Origin of the sequence: Comamonas resistens, from assembly GCF_030064165.1 — a bacterium.
In the GTDB taxonomy this organism is placed as follows: domain Bacteria; phylum Pseudomonadota; class Gammaproteobacteria; order Burkholderiales; family Burkholderiaceae_C; genus Comamonas; species Comamonas resistens.
Genome location: NZ_CP125947.1, coordinates 2,264,707 through 2,284,864, shown reverse-complemented (window position 1 = coordinate 2,284,864; position 20,158 = coordinate 2,264,707). Strand labels below are relative to the sequence as shown.

General features: G+C 59.2%; 18 protein-coding genes, 1 tRNA gene and 1 pseudogene. 12 read left to right on the top strand and 8 right to left on the bottom strand.

All coding sequences use genetic code 11. The features are described 5' to 3' along the window. Nucleotides 1-293: 293 nt before the first annotated feature. Nucleotides 294-1,313, top strand: a complete 1,020-nt coding sequence (locus QMY55_RS10705) for a D-2-hydroxyacid dehydrogenase family protein (protein WP_283488565.1) — start codon at nt 294-296, stop codon at nt 1,311-1,313. A gap of 20 nt (nt 1,314-1,333) precedes the next feature. Here QMY55_RS10705 and QMY55_RS10700 read toward each other — a convergent pair whose 3' ends face one another. From QMY55_RS10700 to QMY55_RS10690, 3 genes are read right to left on the bottom strand one after another with little or no spacing between them, the layout of a single operon-like run. Then, a complete protein-coding gene (locus QMY55_RS10700; RefSeq protein WP_283488564.1) occupies nt 1,334-1,972 on the bottom strand; it encodes a hypothetical protein in 639 nt (212 codons plus the stop codon). A gap of 3 nt (nt 1,973-1,975) precedes the next feature. Then, nucleotides 1,976-2,407, bottom strand: coding sequence for a DNA polymerase III subunit chi (locus tag QMY55_RS10695; RefSeq protein ID WP_283488563.1), 432 nt, complete (start codon nt 2,405-2,407; stop codon nt 1,976-1,978). Between the two features lie 51 nt (nt 2,408-2,458). After that, the gene (locus QMY55_RS10690; protein ID WP_283488562.1) at nt 2,459-4,006 is read right to left on the bottom strand and encodes a leucyl aminopeptidase; all 1,548 of its coding nucleotides are present in this window, start codon (nt 4,004-4,006) and stop codon (nt 2,459-2,461) included. A 23-nt stretch (nt 4,007-4,029) separates the two neighbouring features. On the opposite strand from QMY55_RS10690, the gene lptF reads away from it, so the two are divergent. Genes lptF through QMY55_RS10665 form a run of 5 tightly spaced genes read left to right on the top strand, consistent with a single transcriptional unit; the run spans nt 4,030 to nt 8,868 of the window. Then, on the top strand, nt 4,030-5,139 hold the full coding sequence (gene lptF / locus QMY55_RS10685) for an LPS export ABC transporter permease LptF (RefSeq protein ID WP_283488561.1): 1,110 nt from the start codon (nt 4,030-4,032) through the stop codon (nt 5,137-5,139). Beyond that, the gene (gene lptG / locus QMY55_RS10680; protein ID WP_283488560.1) at nt 5,136-6,233 is read left to right on the top strand and encodes an LPS export ABC transporter permease LptG; all 1,098 of its coding nucleotides are present in this window, start codon (nt 5,136-5,138) and stop codon (nt 6,231-6,233) included. The genes lptF and lptG overlap by 4 nt, the downstream gene beginning before the upstream one ends. A gap of 3 nt (nt 6,234-6,236) precedes the next feature. Further along, nucleotides 6,237-6,671, top strand: a complete 435-nt coding sequence (locus QMY55_RS10675) for a sirohydrochlorin chelatase (protein WP_283488559.1) — start codon at nt 6,237-6,239, stop codon at nt 6,669-6,671. Between the two features lie 51 nt (nt 6,672-6,722). Next, nucleotides 6,723-7,664 (top strand): CysB family HTH-type transcriptional regulator, encoded by a 942-nt coding sequence (locus QMY55_RS10670; RefSeq protein ID WP_283488558.1) that lies wholly within the window; start codon nt 6,723-6,725, stop codon nt 7,662-7,664. 37 nt (nt 7,665-7,701) lie between these two features. Next, on the top strand, nt 7,702-8,868 hold the full coding sequence (locus tag QMY55_RS10665; RefSeq protein ID WP_283488931.1) for a pyridoxal phosphate-dependent aminotransferase: 1,167 nt from the start codon (nt 7,702-7,704) through the stop codon (nt 8,866-8,868). Between the two features lie 113 nt (nt 8,869-8,981). On the opposite strand, the gene QMY55_RS10660 is transcribed toward QMY55_RS10665, so the two are convergent. Next, the gene (locus QMY55_RS10660; RefSeq protein WP_283488557.1) at nt 8,982-9,563 is read right to left on the bottom strand and encodes an NUDIX domain-containing protein; all 582 of its coding nucleotides are present in this window, start codon (nt 9,561-9,563) and stop codon (nt 8,982-8,984) included. A gap of 156 nt (nt 9,564-9,719) precedes the next feature. Here QMY55_RS10660 and QMY55_RS10655 point away from each other — a divergent pair, with 156 nt between their 5' ends. From QMY55_RS10655 to QMY55_RS10645, 3 genes and pseudogenes are all read left to right on the top strand, one after another. Beyond that, nucleotides 9,720-10,643 (top strand): Dyp-type peroxidase, encoded by a 924-nt coding sequence (locus tag QMY55_RS10655; RefSeq protein WP_283488556.1) that lies wholly within the window; start codon nt 9,720-9,722, stop codon nt 10,641-10,643. Nucleotides 10,644-10,725: 82 nt separating this feature from the next. Continuing rightward, nucleotides 10,726-10,802, top strand: a tRNA-Val gene (locus tag QMY55_RS10650). Between the two features lie 116 nt (nt 10,803-10,918). Beyond that, a pseudogene (locus tag QMY55_RS10645) lies at nt 10,919-11,137 on the top strand (IS5/IS1182 family transposase); the annotation flags it as partial. A 321-nt stretch (nt 11,138-11,458) separates the two neighbouring features. Here QMY55_RS10645 and QMY55_RS10640 read toward each other — a convergent pair. Next, entirely contained in the window at nt 11,459-12,661 is a 1,203-nt protein-coding gene (locus QMY55_RS10640) for a chromate transporter (RefSeq protein ID WP_283488555.1), read from the bottom strand. A 25-nt stretch (nt 12,662-12,686) separates the two neighbouring features. Beyond that, a complete protein-coding gene (locus QMY55_RS10635; RefSeq protein ID WP_283488554.1) occupies nt 12,687-13,649 on the bottom strand; it encodes a chromate resistance protein ChrB domain-containing protein in 963 nt (320 codons plus the stop codon). A 330-nt stretch (nt 13,650-13,979) separates the two neighbouring features. Here QMY55_RS10635 and QMY55_RS10630 point away from each other — a divergent pair, with 330 nt between their 5' ends. Next, on the top strand, nt 13,980-15,200 hold the full coding sequence (locus QMY55_RS10630; RefSeq protein ID WP_283488553.1) for a GGDEF domain-containing protein: 1,221 nt from the start codon (nt 13,980-13,982) through the stop codon (nt 15,198-15,200). 239 nt (nt 15,201-15,439) lie between these two features. Here the strand turns inward: QMY55_RS10630 and QMY55_RS10625 are convergent, their stop codons facing one another. Continuing rightward, nucleotides 15,440-16,510, bottom strand: coding sequence for a BKACE family enzyme (locus tag QMY55_RS10625; protein WP_283488552.1), 1,071 nt, complete (start codon nt 16,508-16,510; stop codon nt 15,440-15,442). Nucleotides 16,511-16,891: 381 nt separating this feature from the next. On the opposite strand from QMY55_RS10625, the gene QMY55_RS10620 reads away from it, so the two are divergent. After that, nucleotides 16,892-17,995: a Bug family tripartite tricarboxylate transporter substrate binding protein gene (locus QMY55_RS10620; protein WP_283488551.1), complete on the top strand. Its 1,104-nt coding sequence runs from the start codon at nt 16,892-16,894 to the stop codon at nt 17,993-17,995. Nucleotides 17,996-18,047: 52 nt separating this feature from the next. On the opposite strand, the gene QMY55_RS10615 is transcribed toward QMY55_RS10620, so the two are convergent. Next, nucleotides 18,048-19,067: an AraC family transcriptional regulator gene (locus tag QMY55_RS10615; RefSeq protein ID WP_283488550.1), complete on the bottom strand. Its 1,020-nt coding sequence runs from the start codon at nt 19,065-19,067 to the stop codon at nt 18,048-18,050. 110 nt (nt 19,068-19,177) lie between these two features. Here QMY55_RS10615 and QMY55_RS10610 point away from each other — a divergent pair, with 110 nt between their 5' ends. Further along, nucleotides 19,178-20,089, top strand: a complete 912-nt coding sequence (locus QMY55_RS10610) for a TauD/TfdA dioxygenase family protein (RefSeq protein WP_283488549.1) — start codon at nt 19,178-19,180, stop codon at nt 20,087-20,089. Nucleotides 20,090-20,158 lie beyond the last annotated feature (69 nt).

Sequence of the window (20,158 nt, the reverse complement as noted above, 5' to 3'; positions counted from 1 at the left end):
CTTGAAGATTGAGCAAACCTCGCATTCTCTGACGCCATCGCCAGCAGCCCTAATCCGGCACAAGCTTGAACGACAATACGGTCAGCAGCATTCCCTGCGAAGATGTATGCAGCCCGCCCTCCATTCGGCGCAGCTCTTTGAAAGTTGCGCTAGGCTATGGTTCATATGGACGCACCATGGCCGGCTGGCGGTACATCAATTGGGGTACAGGTTTGAGAGATCAAACACCCGCGTGATTGACGCGACTGAGATCTTCATCAATAAATTCAGCCACTTACTAAAGGATCCCGGTGGTGAATATAGTTATTTTGGACGACTACCAGGACGCCGTGCGCAAGCTAGCTTGCGCACAACTTCTCGATCCCTTCAATGCCAAGGTCTACACCAATACGGTCAAGGGTGTGGGTCAGCTGTCTGTTCGTCTGCGGGATGCAGATGTCATCGTCCTGATTCGCGAGCGCACCCCCATATCACGCCAGTTGCTGGAAAAGCTGCCGCGCCTCAAACTCATTGCCCAAACGGGCAAGGCCGGCGCGCATATCGACATACAAGCCTGCACGGAACGTGGTGTGGCGATTGCCGAGGGCATCGGATCACCTGTTGCACCCGCAGAGCTGACCTGGGCGCTGGTCATGGCAGCCATGCGACGCCTGCCCCAATATATCTCCAACCTCAAGCATGGAGCCTGGCAACAGTCGGGCCTCAAGGCTGCATCCATGCCTTCGAACTTCGGCCTGGGCAATGTTTTGCGCGGCCGCATGCTGGGCATCTGGGGCTACGGCCGCATTGGTCAGTTGGTGGCCAGCTATGGCAAGGCTTTTGGCATGCAGGTCTGCGTCTGGGGCAGCGACACATCACGCCAGAAAGCGGAAAGCGATGGCCATCTGGCTGCGCCGACCAAGGAGGCATTTTTCGAACAATGCGATGTACTGTCGATTCATCTGCGCCTGAACGACGCGACGCGTGGAGCTGTCACGGCACAAGACCTTGCCCGGATGAAACCCACGGCGTTGTTTGTGAACACATCGCGCGCCGAGTTGGTGGAGCCAGAGGCACTGCTGTGCGCCCTGAACCGGGGCCGACCTGGCCTAGCTGCCATCGACGTCTTCGAGAGCGAGCCCATCCTCCAGGGCCATGCCTTGCTGCGGCTGGAAAATTGCATCTGCACGCCACATATCGGCTATGTGGAACAAGACAGCTACGAGATGTATTTCCGCGCCGCGTTCGAAAACGTGGTGAATTTTGTCAATGGACAACCTTCCCACATATTGAATCCCGAAGTCTTCAGCGGCCCTGTGCGCATGGGACGCTGATTGCAGCAACTCGGTCGACTCTATGCCTTGTGCGAAGCCGTTGCAGTCCCAACGGCTTGCTCAAGCGTCTGCCGCAGCACTGACTTCATCTCTTCGCGCAGACGCTGCGCCAGAGACTGTGTCTGCTGCTGCACGACGGCAGCAATCATCGCCTGAAGACGCTCATCCAGCACTTGCTCGACATGCTGCATCAGCTGATTCAGCATTTGCTGCTGCATATCCAGTCCCGGCTGTACGTCAGCTTGATCCATAGCAGCCTCTACGACCAAGTCTGCATGATCAGCAATGCTCTCGCCCTGCACAGATTCGAGCTCTCGCTGCTCCAGCAAGGGCTCGACACCTTGCACAGGGCTGTCCTGAAACTCCACGGAAGGATCTGCAAAAGGCTGCTGTGGCGGTAGAGACTCTGGCAGCGGCGGCAAATCATGAGGAATGGCAGCAGGCAGACCACGCACGTAGAGGCCGTCGGCCAACCAGGGCGAATGAAAAGGTGCCAGCGGAGCTGCAGCAATCACCAAAGAGTCTGCCGCTGCATCTGGTACATGAGCCCGCATCGATGAAGAGCCGTCTTCGCCAGCCTCTTCCTTTGCCACCTCAACAGGCACGATCTCTGTCAGAGTCGGAACAAAACGCGGCGGGGTCTTGGATGAGCTGTTCATGGCTTAACTCTTGAGCTGCAAATCATGCCGGACAATGGACAAACCGCGCGCCGCATAGTCACGCCAGCGTGCACGGGCCTCGTGACGATCCATTTCGTCCGAAGACGAGACGATCTCGACCACGCGCGCAAAATGTTCGAAGTCTGCCGGCACCTGCGGTGTCAGATTCACCAGCACCTCATGATGAGGCAAGTCCTGCAGATGCTGGGCCAGCACAATGGGCGAAGCCGCAAACATCTGCGTCCCATCGGCCTGTGAAGCATGCGCCAGGAAATCGACAGGCGATACACCCCACAACTGGGCAGACAGACGGGTCAGCTGCGAGGCCTCCCCCAGAATGACCAGCTTCGCGCCATGGCGCAAAGCCTTGCGCGCAAAACGGCAGACATAGGCCAGCTTGTCGGGCGCGTTGAAATGAAAAGCGATTTCAGTCACATCACACTCCGGCGGGCCTGAGCTTGAACAAGGTCATGCCCGCCGTTTTCATCAGGCTTCAGCCTTGCGGGCCGTAGTTGTCGCGCGTTTGCGAGGCGTAGCAGCGCTCTGAGCCGCTGCGACCTTGACGGTCTTGGCCGCTTTGGCAGGCTTTGCTGGCACAGCCTTGCTCATCAAAAACTGCAGCAGCAGCCCCACAGGCCGACCTGTAGCGCCCTTGGCCGCACCGCTCTTCCAGGCCGTACCGGCGATATCCAGATGCGCCCAGGGAATGTCACCTACAAACTTCTGCAGAAACTTGGCAGCCGTCACCGCACCTGCGGCGCGGCCAGCAACATTGCCCATGTCGGCAAAATTGCTCTTGAGGCCTTCGGCATATTCATCATCCAGGGGCATGCGCCAGCAGGGATCGAGCGCCACATCACCGGCCTGCTGCAACTCCGCAGCCAGCTCGTCGTTTGTCGAGAACAGGCCGCTGCGCAGACCGCCCAAAGCAATCACGCAGGCGCCGGTCAAGGTTGCCATGTCCACCATGGATGCAGGCTTGAAACGCGCCGCGAAGTGCAGCGCATCGCACAGCACCAGACGACCTTCGGCGTCAGTATTGAGGATTTCGATGGTCTGGCCGCTCATGCTGGTAACCACATCACCGGGCTTGACCGCCGCACCATCGGGCATGTTTTCGCAGGCGGCGATCAGGCCCACCACGTTGATGGCAGGCTGCAGCCTGGCCAGCGACTGGAACACGCCAAGCACGCTGGCAGCGCCGCCCATGTCGTACTTCATCTCGTCCATTTCAGCCGCCGGTTTGAGCGAGATACCGCCGGTATCGAAGGTAATGCCTTTTCCTATCAGCACAATCGGTGCGTCGCTCTTGGCCGCGCCGTTGTAGTGCAGCTCAATCAGGCGCAGCGGCTCGCGCGAGCCCTGGGCCACGGCCATGAAAGCGCCCATGCCCAGCTTTGCCACTTCGGCCGGGCCATGAACCTTGCAGCTCATGCGTGCAGCCTTGGCAATGCCTTTGGCCACATTGGCCAGCATGGTCGGCGTTGCATGATTGGCTGGGCGATTTGCCCACTCACGCGCCAGAGCCACACCTTCCTGCTGGGCTACGCCAATGTCGAATGCCGCAGCAATGGCTGCAGTCTTGGACTGCACACCCAGCACGATCTTCTTGAGGCTGATGGGCTTTGCCTGAGACTTGGTATGTGTGTAAAGGTAAGTTGCGTCGCCCAATGCCTGCACGGTGCTGGCCACAACCTTGACATCGGCCTCAAAGGCCAGATGCACCACCGCCTTGGCCACGCCCTCCGCCTTGAGAGTTGCAGCACAGCCCGCCAGAGCGTTACGCACATCCTTGGCAGTCCCTGCACCTACGCCCAGCAGCAACACGCGACGGGCCGCGACAGCGGGCACCTGATACAAAGGCAGCTGCTTGCCGCAGGACAAGGCAAAATCACCCTGCTTCACCGCATGGGCAGCAATAGCGCCAATGGCATCGCTGCCCAGTGCGGCCTGTTCGGAAACCAGCACCAACAGCAGATCACATTTTTCACGCGCTGCAGCAGCAGCGGTCAAAGCCTTCAGTTCAAAGTTCATAATCGGTGTTTTCCTTTTAGCCAATGTTATTCGATTCATCCATACGCAAAGAGCTGGCCCGCAGCTTTGGTGCGACGGCTGTGGTCTTGATCACTGTAGTGATGACCATGATGCTGATCCGCACCCTGGGTCAAGCTTACAAGGGCAGTGTCAGCCCTTCCGACGTGATGCTGGTCATGGGCTTCACCGTGCTTGGCCAGCTTCCTACCATTCTGGGCTTGAGTCTTTTCGTTGCCATCGTCGGCACGCTCTCACGTATGTACCGCGACAGCGAGATGGTGATCTGGTTTGCAGCAGGCCAGGGCCTGGCAAGCTTGCTCAAGCCGCTGCTGCGCTTTGCCTGGCCCGTCATCTTGATCACCGCCGTTCTGGCGCTGGGCGTGCTGCCCTGGTCGTATCAACAGATCGAGCAGATCAAGACCCAGTTCCAGCAACGCAGCGACCTGGACCGTATTGCACCCGGAGAGTTTCAGGAATCTGCAGGCGGTACGCGCGTGTTCTTTGTCGACAAGGATTCACCATCGGCCATGGCGGCCAGCAATGTCTTCATTGTGTCCCGCGATCCGGGCAAGGAGTCCGTGACCTCGGCCAAGGGAGCCCGCCTGGAAACGATCAAAGGCGAACGCATGGTCATCCTGGAAAACGGCCAGCGCATGGAGACCCGTAACGACGATGGATCGGTGCGCATGACGGAATTCAAGGAATACGGGGTCAAGGTCGACGGAGACAATCCCACCTCGGTGGAGGAAGCCAACGCGCGCTCCATGCCTACTCGTGAGCTGGTCAAGCTCGACGACCCCATCGCACATTCCGTTCTGGGCTGGCGCCTGGGTCTGCCGTTTGCTGCCCTGAACTTCGTGATTCTGGGCCTGGCCGTCTCCAGCGTGAACCCACGCGCCGGTAACAGCACCAGCCTGATGATTGCCCTGTTTGCCTTCATCGTTTACTACAACCTCATGACACTGGGCGAAAGCTGGGTGCGAGCGGACAAGATCGGCATGTGGGGCCTGCTGCTGGTGCTGCACGGCGGCATTCTGGCCGGTAGCATTCTGGTCCTGCTGGCACGCCACTTCCGTTGGTCTCCCCGTGATCTGCTGCGTCGCTCCAGCCCGCGTCAGGAGGCGGCACGATGAAAGTTCTACGCAATCTCATCTACCGCGAAATCTGTCTCGCGGTCCTCTATGTGTCCCTGGCCTTTCTGGCACTGTTCTTTTTCTTCGATCTCGTCGATGAAATGCGCTGGGTAGGCAGCACCGGCTACACCGCCGGCATTGCCCTGCTTTTTGTCGCGCTGGCGATTCCCGGCCATTTGTACGAGCTCATGCCTATTGCGGTGCTGATCGGCACCATCTTTGTGATGGCGCGGTTTGCCCAGAGTTCGGAATTCACCATCATGCGCACCAGCGGCATGGGGCCATGGCTGGCGCTCAGAACCCTGCTGACTCTGGGCATTGCCTTTGTGGCATTGACCGTGTTGGTTGGCGACTACATTACCCCTGCCGCTGACAACTACAGCCAGAAGCTGCGCATTCTGGGCAAGGGCCAGATATCCAGCGGAGCCACGGGCGCCTGGCTCAAGGAAAAGCAGGCTGATCACTCCATCGCCATCAACGTGGGAGCCATCAAGGCTCCCGGCGACTTTGTCAATGTGCGCATCTTCGAATTCAATGCCAATGGCCATATCACCGGCCAGATTCGTGCCCAGGCAGCGCAGGTCGATGAGAAGAACGACCAATGGCTGCTGCAAGGCGCAGAACTCACCCAGGTCAGCCAGGAAGGTGAAAAGACCCGCATCACCAAGAAGCATGAAGCACAGATGCAATGGCCAACGCAGGTCACTGCGGCCATGGTCTCCGGCGCCTTGCTCAAGCCCGATCGCATGACCACGATTGCCCTGTTCCAGTTCATTCGCCACCTGGAAGCCAACGGTCAGGCCGCCCAGAAATACGAGATCGAATTCTGGCGCAAGGTTTTCTATCCTCTCAGCTGCCTGGTGATGGTGGTGCTCGCCCTGCCTTTTGCCTATCTGCACTTCCGCTCGGGGGGAATCACGGCCTATGTGTTCGGCGGTGTGATGGCCGGCATCAGCTTTTTCCTGCTCAACAACGTGTTCGGCTACATCGGCACGCTGCAGTCCTGGTTGCCCTGGCTGGCGGCTGCGGCTCCCGGCCTGCTTTACACGGCACTATCGCTCTCGGCCTTTGGCTGGCTGGTGCTGCGGCGTTAAGTCATGACAAGCATCACTGCCCCTGACATTCCCCTACACAGCCTGATTCTGCTGGCCCATGGCTCCAGAGATCCGCTCTGGCGCCAGCCTATTGAGGCCGTGCGTATGGCTGTGCAGGCCGTGCAGCCCGATCTGCCTTGCGTATGCGCTTATCTGGATGCATGCGAGCCTGACCTGCCAGCTGCCGTACAGTCGCTGACAGCGCAAGGGGCAGGCCATATAACCATACTTCCGCTGTTTCTGGGCACGGGCAAGCATGCGCGCGAAGACATTCCGCGCCTGTTGCAGGAACTTTGCCAGCAATATCCCGAATGCCGGTTCGAGTTGATGACGGCAGCGGGCGAGAATCCGCGTGTCACTGCCTTACTGGCACAGCTTGCAATAGAAGCCTGCCGTGGCGAATCTGCCTCATACATACAGAATCCAGATAAAAAATAGATTCTTTAGATATTTGACGCATAATGATGCAAGTTCTTAGTCCATGTTGTCATGAACCTGCATCAATTCCGCTTCGTTCAAGAAGCCGCTCGCCGCAACCTCAACCTCACCGAAGCGGCAAAAGCCCTGCATACCTCGCAGCCCGGCGTCTCCAAAGCCATCATCGAGCTGGAGGAAGAGCTGGGCATCGACATCTTCGCCCGCCACGGCAAGCGCCTCAAGCGCATTACCGAGCCAGGCCAGGAAGTTCTCAAGAGCATTGAACTGATCATGCGCGAGGTGGGTAACCTCAAGCGCATCGGCGAGCAGTACAGCGCCCAGGACAGCGGCACGCTCAGCATTGCCACCACGCACACCCAGGCCCGTTATGTGCTGCCGCCTGCCGTGGCTCGCCTGCGCGATATGTACCCCAAGGTCACCATCAGTCTGCACCAGGCCACTCCTGCCGAGGTAGCGCGCATGGTGATCGATGAAGTGGCCGAAATCGGCATGGCCACAGAATCACTGGCCGACTATCCCGATCTCGTCACCCTGCCCTGCTATGAGTGGCAGCATGTACTGGTCATTCCCACCGGCCACCCCCTGGCGCAGAAAGACCGCATCACGCTGGAAGACATTGCGCAGGAATCGCTGATCACCTATCACCCCTCATTCACGGGGCGGGGCAAGATCGACCACGCTTTCGAGATGCGCCGCCTGAACCCGCACATCGTGCTCGAAGCCATCGACGCCGACGTGATCAAGACCTATGTGCGCCTGGGCCTGGGTATTGGCATCGTGGCAGAAATGGCCATGCGCGACGACCCGGTCAATGATCTGGTCATACGCCCCGTCGGCCACCTTTTCGGCACCAGCGTGGCACGCGTGGCCATCAAGCGCGGCGCATACTTGCGCAACTTCGTCTACAAGTTTGCCGAGCTGCTCAGTGACCGCCTCTCGCGCGATCTCATCATGCGCGCCATGAACGGCAGTGTGGACGATTTCGGGCTCTGACCCACCGGTTTGTGTCGCGGGGCGCCATGCCCCGCAACTGCTTTGCAAGACTATCGTGACTCCTAACTTCCCCAGCAAACTGCCCAATGTGGGCACTACCATCTTCACCGTCATGTCGGCCCTGGCAGCCGAGCACAAGGCCGTCAATCTGGGGCAGGGCTTCCCGGATTTTGGCTGCGACCCCAAGCTGCTCGATGCCGTCAACGACGCCATGCGCGCAGGCCACAACCAGTACCCGCCGATGACAGGCTGGCCCGCATTGCGCGAGGCCGTAGCCGCCAAGATCGAAGCGGCGCACGGCCGCCAATATGACGCAGCCAGCGAGATCACCATCACCGCCGGCGCCACGCAAGCGATTCTCACCATCATTCTGGCCACCGTGCACAAGGGCGACGAAGTCATCGTGCTCGACCCCTGCTACGACAGCTATGTGCCCAATATCGAGCTGGCCGGCGGTGTGGCCGTGCGTGTGCCCCTGACGCCTGGCAGCTTCCGCCCTGACTTCGCCAAGATCGCAGCGGCCATCACGCCACGCACGCGCCTGCTGATCATCAACAGCCCGCACAACCCCAGCGCCACCATCTGGACCGATGCGGAAATGCGCCAACTCGAAGCGCTGCTGGCCCCCACCAATCTGATGCTGGTCAGCGACGAGGTCTACGAGCACATGGTCTACGACGGTGCCCAGCACCTGAGCAGCGCCCGCTATCCGGGCCTGGCCGAACGCGCCTTCATCGTCTCCAGCTTTGGCAAGACCTTTCATGTCACGGGCTGGAAAGTCGGCACCGTGGCCGCGCCCGCTGCATTGACAGCCGAGTTCCGCAAGGTGCACCAGTTCAACGTCTTCACCGTGAACACCCCCATGCAGGCGGGCCTGGCGCAATACATGCAAGACCCTGCGCCCTATCTGAACCTCTCGGCCTTCTACCAGGCCAAGCGCGATCTGTTTGTGCAAGGCCTGGCCGGTTCGCGCCTGAAGATCCTGCCCACCGCCGGTACCTACTTTGTCTGCGCCGATGTTTCCTCCGTCTCGAATCTCAACGAAGCCGAGTTCTGCCAATGGCTGGTCAGGGAGCATGGTGTCGCCGCCATTCCGCTGTCGGCCTTTTATGGCAACGGCTTCGACCAGCGCGTGGTGCGCTTTTGCTTCGCCAAAAAAGACGAAACCCTGATTGCTGCAGCCGAGCGCCTGCGCAAGCTGTAAATCAGCAACGCCCATAAAAAAGGAGCGCCTACCGCGCTCCTTTTCTCGTTCTTGGCATTGTTTCCATATGGATTGCTTATATAGACAGCGCCAGCCGCTACCAAATAAGTAGCTCAAAGCGCCTTCCAGTCCAGCGACCAGGCTCCGCTTTGCACGTTCTGCAGCCAGACACAGCAGCTCAGCGTCTTGGCATCGGTCACCTGTCCGCTTTGCACACCTGCCAGCAACTGCTCAGGCGTCATGCTGCAGACATCCAGAAATTCGTCGGCATCGAGATAACGCTCTCCAGCCGTCAGACCGCGAGCGAAGAAGACATGAATGACTTCATCGCAGTAACCAATCGCCAGATGCAGCGGCCCGGCATAGGCCCACTCCCGCGCCGAGTAGCCAGTTTCCTCCAGCAGCTCGCGCTGGGCACAAACCAGGGGCTGCTCGCCCGCATCGAGCTTGCCAGCTGGAAACTCAATCATCACCCGCCCCACGGGATAGCGAAACTGGCGCTCCAGCAGCACACGCCCATCATCGAGCAAGCCGATCACGGCCACCGCACCGGGGTGAACCACATATTCACGCGTGGCCTCACCACCATGGGGCAGTCGCACCGTGTCCTTGCGAACCTGCAAGAAATTACCCTGGTGCACCAGCTCGCTGCGGATGCAATGCTCTATCAGATGCGCATCTGAACTATCGGTCATATCTTCTGTTTGCCTTCTCTCAACAGTCTGGTTTCACGCCCCATGCACTTCGGTTGCATTGTCTGACTGCACAATGAGACGAGAGTCGGCAAGCCGCGGCTGCCGGTATTCCACACTAAACTTTGAAACACCAATTTCTACAATTCCATCGCACTCATGACCCAAACACAAGCCGGCACTCTGGCACCCGTTCCTGCGCAAGCGCGCTATGTGTTCTATTCCCTGGCCGCCTGCAGCGCAGGTGAGCTGCGTAGCGCCCTCACCCGCCTGCAAACCCAGGTCGATGGGGACAAACTGGTCGCAGGCCTTGGCTTACAACTGGTCCAGCAGTTGGATGCACAGATCCCGTTGCTGCATGAATGCCCGCATCTGCAAGGCCCCCAGTTCGAAGCCCCCAGCACACCCGCAGCGCTATGCCTGTGGCTGCGCGGCGATGAGCGCGGTGAACTGATTGCGCGCACACGCGAGCTCAGCGCCTTGCTGGCTCCTGCATTGCAGCTCGATCATGTGGTCGACACCTTTGTGCACCAACGCGGCCAGGGCAAGCATGGCCGTGACCTGACCGGCTACGAAGACGGTACCGAGAACCCCGAGAACGATGACGCCATTGCCTGCGCCGTAGCGCAAGGCCATGGCGCAGGGCACGACGGCAGCAGCTTCTGGGCTCTTCAGCAGTGGCTGCATGACTTCACTGCATTTGGAAAAATGTCCAGACACGCTCAGGATCACGCCATTGGCCGCCGCCTCAGCGACAACGAAGAACTGGACGATGCTCCCGAGTCCGCCCACGTCAAGCGCACGGCACAAGAAAGCTTCGAACCCGAAGCCTTCATGCTGCGCCGCTCCATGCCGTGGTGGCAGGTCAGTCCCCAAGGCACCGACCGAACCGGCTTGATGTTCTCGGCCTTCGGTTGCAGCTTCGATGCCTTTGAAGTACAGATGCGCCGCATGCTGGGCCTGGACGACGGCATCAGCGATGCCCTGTTCGGATTCTCGAAACCACTGACAGGCAGCTACTTCTGGTGCCCGCCCATGCAACAAGGCAAGCTGGACCTGCGCCTGTTGAACATCGATTCTTAAATTTTTTGCAGAGAATCGATCAAAAGTTCGTTTTCTTTCCAAAACAGCAATTTCGCGCAGTTATACTTGATGCTTCAACGACAGGCGCGTAGCTCAGCTGGTTAGAGCACCACCTTGACATGGTGGGGGTCGTTGGTTCGAGTCCAATCGCGCCTACCAAACATCGCAAGCAAAACCAGAGCTTGCAGCAAAAATGCCCGCCAAAAAAGCGGGCATTTTTGTTTGTGCGGTATGAAAAATGTGTGAAACCCGTTCGCAGAAAACGGCACTCAAACTACAGACGAGATGCTACTCCTGCACCTTGCAAAGGAACCAGGCTTCTCAAAGGACTGACCTTCAGCCACCGCGATGAGACAGCCAAAGCATGCAAGCGATTGGGTCGCGCAATCTGGGAACACTGTAGCGGCTACCACCGAAGCTCTCCGGTGGAGATGAAGATGAATTGCTTCAATCACCTGAACAAAAAACTGATGGCCAGAATGCTTGAGCAGCAGGGGCGAGCTCAGTATTCGGGCGTTCTCGGGTGATCCATGGTGCTAAAACTTTGCTTCCCGCGAAACGCCAGCGGTACGAGACGCCTTTGAAGCGGCTCTGAAGCTATGCCTCATCGCTTCGGTCCAACTGCGGGCAGATAGTTGAAGCGCTTGACAGCTCCGATGTAGTTGTTCGCCTGATGGCTGACGATCCGCTTTTCCGACAGGCCTTTGAGCATCGCCGGATCAATAGTGAGAGGGCGCAGTTGAAGGACCGCGGGAATGCACCTTGAAAACTATCGAACGTGGATTGGTAATTTCGGGCGGAATGGCTAAAGGGCATCAGCCATGTGTCACCAGCGGGTGGACGACCAGCCCGATGACGGCTGCCGCAACCACGATGGCGGGCTCGGGGAGCTTCTTGAAGCGCCACAGAATGGCCGCAGTCGCGATTGCCAGCGCTGCGGTGATCCAGTCGGAGATGGAGCGCTGACCGATGACAATCACTGCCCCCGCAATGGAGCCGATGGCGGCGGCCGTGACGCCATCGACAAAGGCGATGACATCCGGACGCTTGCCGTATTTCTTGAAGTACGGCGCGGGGATCACCGTGAACAGGTAGCAAGGCACGAAAGTGGCTAGCGCTGCCACCACGGCGCCCCAGAAGCCTGTGATCAGGTAGCCGATGAAGCCCGTGGTGATCACCACCGGGCCCGGCGTGATCATGGCCACTGCCACCGCATCCACGAACTGCTGATCGGTCAGCCAGCCGTATTCCTTGACGACGCCGCCGTAGAGGAAGGGCACGATCGCCAGGCCACTGCCGAAGACAAAGCTGCCTGCATAAGCGAAGTACAGACCGATCTGCTTTAGCTTGTTCCAGTCGATGGTGCTGAGTGCAAACATCCCGAGCAGAGGCACTGCAACGCTGTTGATGCCGCTTTTACGCGTCAGCCAGGCGGGAGGGGATCGCCAGAACCAGACCAGCACGCCTGCCCCGAGAAACAGCCAGACTTCTTCCGACTTGGTGATCACGGTGACGGCCGCGCTGATCAGGAAGATGACCCACAGCAGCTTGTCCTTGCCGATACTCTTGGTCGTCAGCTTGTAGGCACTCATGGCGATGATGCCGATCACGGCAGCGCCAACACCATAGAACACCGACTGCATCCAGCCGATGCCACCGTAGGCGACGTAGGCCGCGCCAAGCACCACGACCATGAAGAAGGATGGGGCGACAAAGGCGATCCCTACCAGGGACGCACCCAGAAACCGGTAATGGACATAGCCCAGATAGATGGCCAATTGCGCGGCCAGCGGTCCTGGCATCAGTTGGGCAAGAGCCAGGCCTTCCTTATAGTCGGCATCGGTAATCCACTGGCGCTTTTCCACCAGATCGCGGTACATATAGCCCGCCAGGGCCACGGGACCGCCAAAGCCCCAGGCGCCCAGAGCCAGCATGTAGCGCACAAGCTGCCAGAGTGTGTAGCCGGGGGGGCTTGCGGCGCTGGTGTCGGCCACTACCGTTGTGTTGAGGTCGTTCATGTTCGACTTTGAAGTGCGGGAATGGCTATGGCTTTCGTAGGCTGGAAAAATGCGCATGAAGCGAGTCCAGCACTCCGCCTATGTCTGCTAGCAGTGAGTCGTCGTCCGACCAGCGCTTCCGGGCGCCTGCCAGCACGGCTTCGAACCCAGCAGCCTCGGCCGTGGATGTGCCGCCCACGTCGAGTGCATGCACCATGGCGCCCAGTTGGGAGAGGCCACGGTCGCCGTCGAGACCAAAGCTCGCCAGCAGCACTTCGAATGTCACTTGGTCACCGACGTGGGAAAAGGTTGCGCCATCGAAGTCGAAGCCCAGGGCGTCGGGTGGGCAGTCGGCCGGAGTTTCCAGCCATTGGAAACGTGCATGGGGATCAATGAAGCGCTGGATCAGCCATGCGCTGGCCACACGATCTACCCAGAGATTGCGGCGCGTCGCCCAGAGACGCCCCTGGTATTGCATGCGATCGCGCCGAGCAATGCATCCGGCAGTTGCCTGTGGTTCGCCAGGCGACTGCATGGCGTCGATGGCGTTGGAGAAGTCCCTCCACTGGGCTTCGGCACGTATAGAGGCTTCGCCTGGGAAGAAGTCGATCTTGCGAATAGCGTCATAAACACGCGCTTGCCGACGCTGCAGGCGATTGAGCTCCGCCGAGCCGAAACCAGGCAGCGCCTTGCGAGACTCGGCCAGGTCCGACAGCCATAGCGTGTAGTCGTCCGAGCGGTCAAACAGGGCCTGGTAGACGGCCTGCTCGGCCATGTCCTTGGCTTGGACATGGAGCAGCCAGGCTTGCCCCCCTTCTTGCAGAGCATCGTCAACCAGCGTTTGTAATTGCGAGGCTTGCTCCGCCTTCGAGGGCAGCAAGTAAGCACCGTCGCGCAGGGCGGCACAGCCCAATGCCTTGACGGCACGCCAGATCCGCATACGTGGCGTAGCGCTGGAGGCCGGGAGACTGACGATCAGAGCCAGCCAGGAGTCCGAAGTGAGAGTCATGGCGAAAGCATAGGATTCCGTCTCGACCGCTGCAATCCTGTAGTGACCTCTACAAACACAGACAATCCAATCGCCAATCGCCGCACTGTGACTGCCCGCCCTATCTCTAAAAATCGTCATGCCGACTGCGATCTGTCAGCTAATGTCGCTTCCGAAGTTTTTGCGACAGAAAGTCAAAAAGTGAACTGTCAAAGATCACAAAAAGTTGTTACTTTGTGCACCCAAAGGTTAATCGCTGACACATAGCCGGACGCCTTGGCATTTAGATTCAACTTGAGGTATGGCCAGTTGGCCTATCTGTTGGTAATCACTAGCAGAAGGGCTGCAAGTATGCACACGAGCAACGATTACATCTATGTGCTGATGCCATCAGTGTCCTTGCTCTTTCTGGCTGGCCTGCTGGGTGTGTGCTGGGTGATCCAACGCCAACAACGTTTTTTGTTCTGGCTATGCACCGCCTACCTGCTGACAGCCACTTCTATCGGCATTCGCAGCGTATTGAAGCTTGAGCTCCTCAATCACTATGTGGTGCCCGTCAATGCGCTGTTTCTGGTGGGAGCCTGGTGCATGGCCAAGAGTTTTTCAGTTCGTCGAGGGGTCCTCATGCCCCCGATGCCGACTGCGTCAGTGTGCGTCGCCACCCTGGCGTCGCTTTATTACTTTGTCCAGATTGCGCCCAGTTTGGTGGGGCGAATTCAAGCTTTCAGTATTGGGGCTGCACTGGTTCTTCTGCTGCCGGTGTCGCCAGTCCTGAAAAGAGGGCTGTCCGACGACTGGCTGGACCGCGCCCTCCTATGGACTTACGTGTCTTACGCAGTATTCACAATGCTGCGTCCTGCACTGGTGATGTGTCTGGGAACGACCGGCCTCAGCAATGCCATGCAAGCCAACTCCACCTACTGGGTAACGACGTTGATGAGCATTCTGTTTTTCGCACTGCTCTTCACGGTGCTGCTCTGTGCGGCAACGATCAGGGAGACCCTGAACCAGCTGCGCATTGAGCGAGATATAGACATGCTGACCCAGATTCTGAACCGACGAGCGTTTCATGAGCTTGCACAGCGCAGGCTGGCAGACCAGCGCCTGTATCCCATGGTGATTCTCGCTGGCGATATCGATCACTTCAAACGCATAAACGACAACTGGGGGCACGCTAAAGGCGATGAGGTGCTGCAACTCGTTTCCAATGCCATGCAACACAATGTGCGCAACCAGGATCTGGTGGCTCGCTTTGGCGGCGAAGAGTTCGTGCTGCTGCTGACCCGAATTGATTTGCAGGGTGCGGAGCAGGTCGCCAAGCGTATCTGCATGGAGCTCAGGCACGACCAAGAAGTCTTGCCTCAAGGGCCAGTGCTGACTCTGAGCTTTGGCATCGCTTCGATTGCCAGCAAAGAGCAGTTGCAAGGTGCACTGAAACAGGCCGACCACCTGCTGTACAGCGCCAAAAATGCAGGGCGAGATCGTGTGCATGTAGAGGGGCGCTTCTACCCTGACATCAGCTTTGAAAATACCAAGCCGGAGGACTACTACACCATGTCGCTGCCACTGTAAGCGGGCGCGTGCGGCAGAGTAGAGGCAATGCTGTCACACGCCAGGCGGAGTGGCCTCAATGATTTAGCTTCATCGCCACTGAAACAAGTCGTGGACTGACCCTGGGCGCTTGAGCACACCCGGGCTTGGGGCCAGGAATGCTCCACTGGAGTGGGTCAGCCCCCCTCCACAAAAAAAGGGGCGCAAGCCCCTTTTGATTTCCTGGAGTGTCGCCGGGCTTGCCGAGCCTGGTCCACGAATCAAGCCACAGCATCCATGGGCTTGCGCAAGAAACCTTGATTGCCTCCCTTGCGGTTGGGCGCGAAGCCGTTTTTGGCCAAGGTTTCATCAGCGGTTTCATAGAACACACCGATCTGCTTGATCTCACGGGCTTGCTGGGCCGTGGCGATAGGGCGACCGAACTCGCCAGCAATGCGCACCAGTTGCCTGATCTGCTCCACCGTGCTCATCTTGCCGGTGCGCGTCTGGTTCCACAGCACGTCCTCGATACCACAGCGCACATGCAGACCCAGGGCCATGCCGATCATATTGATGGGCAGCACGTTGAGCACCGAGCTTTCCACAGTGACGATGGCGTTGTCGGGAACGGCGCGCAGCATATTGGCCAGGTTGTAGATATTGGCCTGGTCCATGCCGCCGCTGATGGCCACCCAGTTCATGACCAGCGGGCCCTTGTAGACGCCGCGACGGATCATGCGCTCTATGGTCTCGAAGCTGTTGATGTTGTAGACCTGAAACGCGCTCTGAATGCCGGCCTCGGAGAGGCGGCGGATATGCTCTTCCACGAAGCTGGGGTTCGAAGGAACGATCATGTCCTTGTAGGTCTTGTGCAGATGCGGGAAGCCGCGCGAGACACCGCGAAAATCGTCTTCGCCCGCATGCTCGGTCACGTTCATCTGCGTGGTGTTCACGGTCACCGTCACCTGGTCGGGCACGGGCGTCAGCTCGGCCAGCATGTGGCGCGTGTCGTCGGAGAGCCATTTGGCCTGGCCGTCCGGACCTTCGGGCGCAAAGCTGATGGAGCCACCGACCTGGATGATCATTTCTGGCACACGCTCACGCACACCGGCAATCAGCTCATTGAACTTGGACAGGCGCTTGCTGCCCTTGCCGTCATCTTCGCGCACATGCAGATGCAGCACGGTGGCGCCGGCTTCGTAGCAATCCACCGCTTTCTGGATTTGCTCTTCCATGGTGATGGGAATGTCTTCAGGAAAGTCGGAAGGGATCCAGCCCGGGGCGTAGGGAGCGGCCGTAATGATCAGCGGCTGCTGGTTTTCGGGATAGAGGTGACCGTCAAGAAAGTTCATTTGCTATGTCTCCGATTTGGATATGAAGCATCACGGCGGTGATGGACGAATCCAGTATCAGACGCTCCATGCAAGCGCACTTTTCATTTCAGGACAGCCGCTTTCTCAAACGCGACAGGCAGGACAAGGCAGCAGCTGCCTGCCATTGAGCCTCGGGTTTTGCCGAACTTTCCAGTCACCAAATGCGAAGTCCCAGGCACAAAGCGTCAAGTACCAGGCATGACCTGCTTCCATCATGAAGTCGTGCAGCAACACCCCGGCACGAAAGGTAGGCGCAGCGCTGATTCCAGCCCTGCGCAGCCCTTCTCAAAAAAAGTGGCAGCAATCGGCTCCATGGCCGATGCATGCCTGACTCCCTATAGAAAAGTACAGGAGACAAAGATGAGCAAAGCAGTGAAATTTCACTTCCCCGACAACGCGGCAGCGCGCAGATTCAGCCGCCCTGAAACCAGGTCAGCCGTGCAGGCCGGACCGTTGAGCATTGCCATCAAAAAGCTTACGCAAGAACTGCGTGGCTGCGCTGCGGCCCTTGGTCTGGGGCTGCTGGCTAGCAGCGCAGCGCAGGCACAGGCACCAGCGCAAGACTGGCCAAGCAAACCGCTGCGCATCGTCGTTCCCGCCCCGCCCGGCGGCATCTCGGACGGGGTTGCACGCCTGGTCGCCGAACACCTGCAGAGCAATCTGGGGCAGCCCGTCATCGTGGACAACAAGCCTGGCGGCTCGGCGGTGATTGCCGAGCGCGCCGTGATGAATGCCCCCGCCGATTGGCACACGATGATGATTGCGCCATCCAGCATCTGGACAGATTTTCCGCTCACGGTGAAGACACCGTTCGACGTGCAAAAGACCTTCACCTATGTGTCCGACGTCGCCAGCATGGTCCACATCCTGGTGGTCAACAACCGCTTTGCACCCAACAAGATTCAGGAAGTGCTGGACCTGGCTCGCCAGTCCAAGGACCCCATCAATGTGGCCAACCTGAGCCCAGGCACCCGCTCCGATCTGCTGGGCGAGCTGCTGAGCGAGAAAAGCGGCCGCAAGATCACCATCGTGCCCTACAAAGGCTCCGCCCCTGCCATCGTGGATCTGCTGGGCAATCAGGTGCAGATGACGTTCGAGGTCGTCACCAATGCCGCGCCTCTCGTCAAGGCTGGCAAGCTCAAGGCCCTGGGCGTGGTCTCCCCTACCCGCTCCAGGCTGCTGCCAGACGTGCCCAGCTTTGCCGAACAGAACATGTCCGATTTTGTGATGCCCGATGCCAGCGTGGGCCTGTTTGTACTGAGCGGCACGCCACCCGCCGTGGTGAAAAAAGTGCGCCAGGAAATGGAAAGAATCACGCAATCGGCCAAGTTTCAGTCACAGCTCAAGGCCCAGGGCTTTGACGCGCCGCAACCCAGCACCCAGCAGGAGCTGCAGCAAAAGATGCTGACCACGGTGGAACAGAACCGCAAAATTCTGGGCAAGCTCAGGATCGCCAGCAACTGAGGGCCGCGACATTTTTTGGTAGTGTGTTTGGCGGGCTCTTGAGCCCGCTTTTTTATTCCTCGCCGACACCGTTCTGCGCTTTGGCGCGACTGTCCTTGGCGCTGCAGCCAAACTGGCCTTGGTACCAGCGCGAGAAGCTGCTGGGCGCAGTGAAACCCAGCAGTTCGGCCACCTCGGTCAAGGAACGACTGCTCTCGAACACATAGCGCGCGGCCAGTTCCTTGCGGATATCGTTCATCAGCGATGAAAAGCTCTGGCCTTTTTCCATCAGCCTGCGCTGGATGGTGCGCGGCACCACGCCCAGATGCTGGCTCACTTTTTCGATGCTGCAGCGCCCGCTGGGTAACAGCAGCAAGATGGTGCGGCGCACATCGTCCAGCACCGCTTCGTCGCTGAAAGGGGTAGCGGACTCCAGCAACTTCTGTGCATAGCGCACCATGGCGGGATCCGCAAACTCGTTGCGCGTATCCAGATCCGCCTTGGCGCAGACGATGCAGTTGAACTCCTGATTGAATTCCAGACGCGGGCCAAACATCAGGTGGTGCATGCTCAGATCCTTGGGCGCAGCGTGCTCGAAGCACACCAGGCGGGGCTGCCAGTCCCGCCCTATCAGCTGCCGAATCGCGCGCACCATCACGCCCAAAGCCAGCTCCACACGCTGGCGTGTGGGCTCATGGGCACGACCGGCCAGCAGCAACTCCCGGATCAGCACCGTGTCGGCCTGCTCGTCCACCTCCAGCGTCATTGCGCCGTTGAGCAAGGCCAGATAGCGCACCAGCAGATTGAGCGAGTCCCGCAAGGTTTCCTGATCGCGGATCAGCAGACCGACCGGCCCCATATTGGACAACAGGCGCGAACGCGCCATGCACAGACCAAAGCTTTCATTGCCCGACTGGATGGCCGATGCCTGCAGCAAACGCCCGACCTTGTCCACCGGAATCATCAGATCCGGATCTTCCAGCACGCCTGGACTGAACCCGGCGTCGAGCAGCATGCGCGTGCTGTTCAGCCCCGAAGCACGAGCCACTTCGTCGTAGTTGGTCAAGCAGGCTGCGCGAACGAGAGATGCCATGGGTAGTACGGACTTGGCACTAAATGCAAAGCACCAGTCATGTAATGACAAGCGCCATTGAGAGGGTGTTTTCACACTGACGAACATCAATTCTATAAGGAGACTTCCCCATGAAAACCGACCTTGGCGCAGCCCCTTCCGTGATCCGTTCCAGCTCTCTGACACGGTCACTGGAAGTCAACCCGCTGACCTGCTCCATCGGTGCCGAGCTGTCCAATGTGCACCTGGGCGCAGCCGCCGAGGACGAAGGTCTGCTGGCTGAAATCCGCCAGGCCTTGCTCAGGCACCGCGTAATCTTCTTCCGCGATCAGGACATCACGCGCGCCGAGCATGTGGCATTTGCCCGCAGGTTCGGCGAGTTGGAAGACCATCCCGTGGTGGGAAGCCACCCAGACCATGCAGGCCTGGTCCAGATCTACAAGACCCCCGACAGCCCGCTGGACCGCAACGAAAACTCCTGGCACACCGACGCGACCTGGCGCGAGCAGCCCCCCATGGGCTGCGTGCTGCGCTGTGTGGAATGCCCGCCCGTTGGGGGAGATACCATGTGGACGAATATGGTGATGGCCTACGACAACCTGCCAGAGGAGATCAAGGCCAAGATCGAGCATCTGCGTGCCCGCCACAGCATTGAAGCCAGCTTTGGCGCGGCCATGCCCATCGACAAGCGCCTGGCACTGAAGGCCAGGTACCCCGATGCCGAGCACCCCGTGGTCCGCATCCACCCCGAAACCGGCGAAAAGATTCTGTTCGTCAACAGCAGCTTCACCACCCATTTCACCAACTACAACACACCTGCCAATGTGCGCTTTGGCCTGGACAAGTCGCCCGGCTCTTCGCAGTTGCTCAACTACCTGACAAGCCAGGCCATGATTCCCGAGTACCAGGTGCGCTTCAAGTGGCGCAAGAACAGCATGGCGTTCTGGGACAACCGCTCCACCCAGCATTACGCCGTGATGGACTACCAGCCTTGTCACCGCAAGATGGAACGCACGGCCATCATGGGTGGTCCCACCGACTGACTGCCGCCCGCCCTCCCCATTCCAGAAAACAAAGGCAAGAGGCAGCCGAAGCTGCCGCGCCCGACCAAG

Excerpts from the sequence above, each read along its gene's own strand:
- QMY55_RS10700 (WP_283488564.1), bottom strand. The coding sequence starts at position 1,972 with ATGAACAGCTCATCCAAGACCCCGCCGCGTTTTGTTCCGACTCTGACA.
- QMY55_RS10690 (WP_283488562.1), bottom strand. The coding sequence starts at position 4,006 with ATGAACTTTGAACTGAAGGCTTTGACCGCTGCTGCTGCAGCGCGTGAA.
- lptF (WP_283488561.1), top strand. The coding sequence starts at position 4,030 with ATGTTATTCGATTCATCCATACGCAAAGAGCTGGCCCGCAGCTTTGGT.
- lptG (WP_283488560.1), top strand. The coding sequence starts at position 5,136 with ATGAAAGTTCTACGCAATCTCATCTACCGCGAAATCTGTCTCGCGGTC.
- QMY55_RS10675 (WP_283488559.1), top strand. The coding sequence starts at position 6,237 with ATGACAAGCATCACTGCCCCTGACATTCCCCTACACAGCCTGATTCTG.
- QMY55_RS10670 (WP_283488558.1), top strand. The coding sequence starts at position 6,723 with ATGAACCTGCATCAATTCCGCTTCGTTCAAGAAGCCGCTCGCCGCAAC.
- QMY55_RS10660 (WP_283488557.1), bottom strand. The coding sequence starts at position 9,563 with ATGACCGATAGTTCAGATGCGCATCTGATAGAGCATTGCATCCGCAGC.
- QMY55_RS10655 (WP_283488556.1), top strand. The coding sequence starts at position 9,720 with ATGACCCAAACACAAGCCGGCACTCTGGCACCCGTTCCTGCGCAAGCG.
- QMY55_RS10640 (WP_283488555.1), bottom strand. The coding sequence starts at position 12,661 with ATGAACGACCTCAACACAACGGTAGTGGCCGACACCAGCGCCGCAAGC.
- QMY55_RS10635 (WP_283488554.1), bottom strand. The coding sequence starts at position 13,649 with ATGACTCTCACTTCGGACTCCTGGCTGGCTCTGATCGTCAGTCTCCCG.
- QMY55_RS10630 (WP_283488553.1), top strand. The coding sequence starts at position 13,980 with ATGCACACGAGCAACGATTACATCTATGTGCTGATGCCATCAGTGTCC.
- QMY55_RS10625 (WP_283488552.1), bottom strand. The coding sequence starts at position 16,510 with ATGAACTTTCTTGACGGTCACCTCTATCCCGAAAACCAGCAGCCGCTG.
- QMY55_RS10620 (WP_283488551.1), top strand. The coding sequence starts at position 16,892 with ATGAGCAAAGCAGTGAAATTTCACTTCCCCGACAACGCGGCAGCGCGC.
- QMY55_RS10615 (WP_283488550.1), bottom strand. The coding sequence starts at position 19,067 with ATGGCATCTCTCGTTCGCGCAGCCTGCTTGACCAACTACGACGAAGTG.
- QMY55_RS10610 (WP_283488549.1), top strand. The coding sequence starts at position 19,178 with ATGAAAACCGACCTTGGCGCAGCCCCTTCCGTGATCCGTTCCAGCTCT.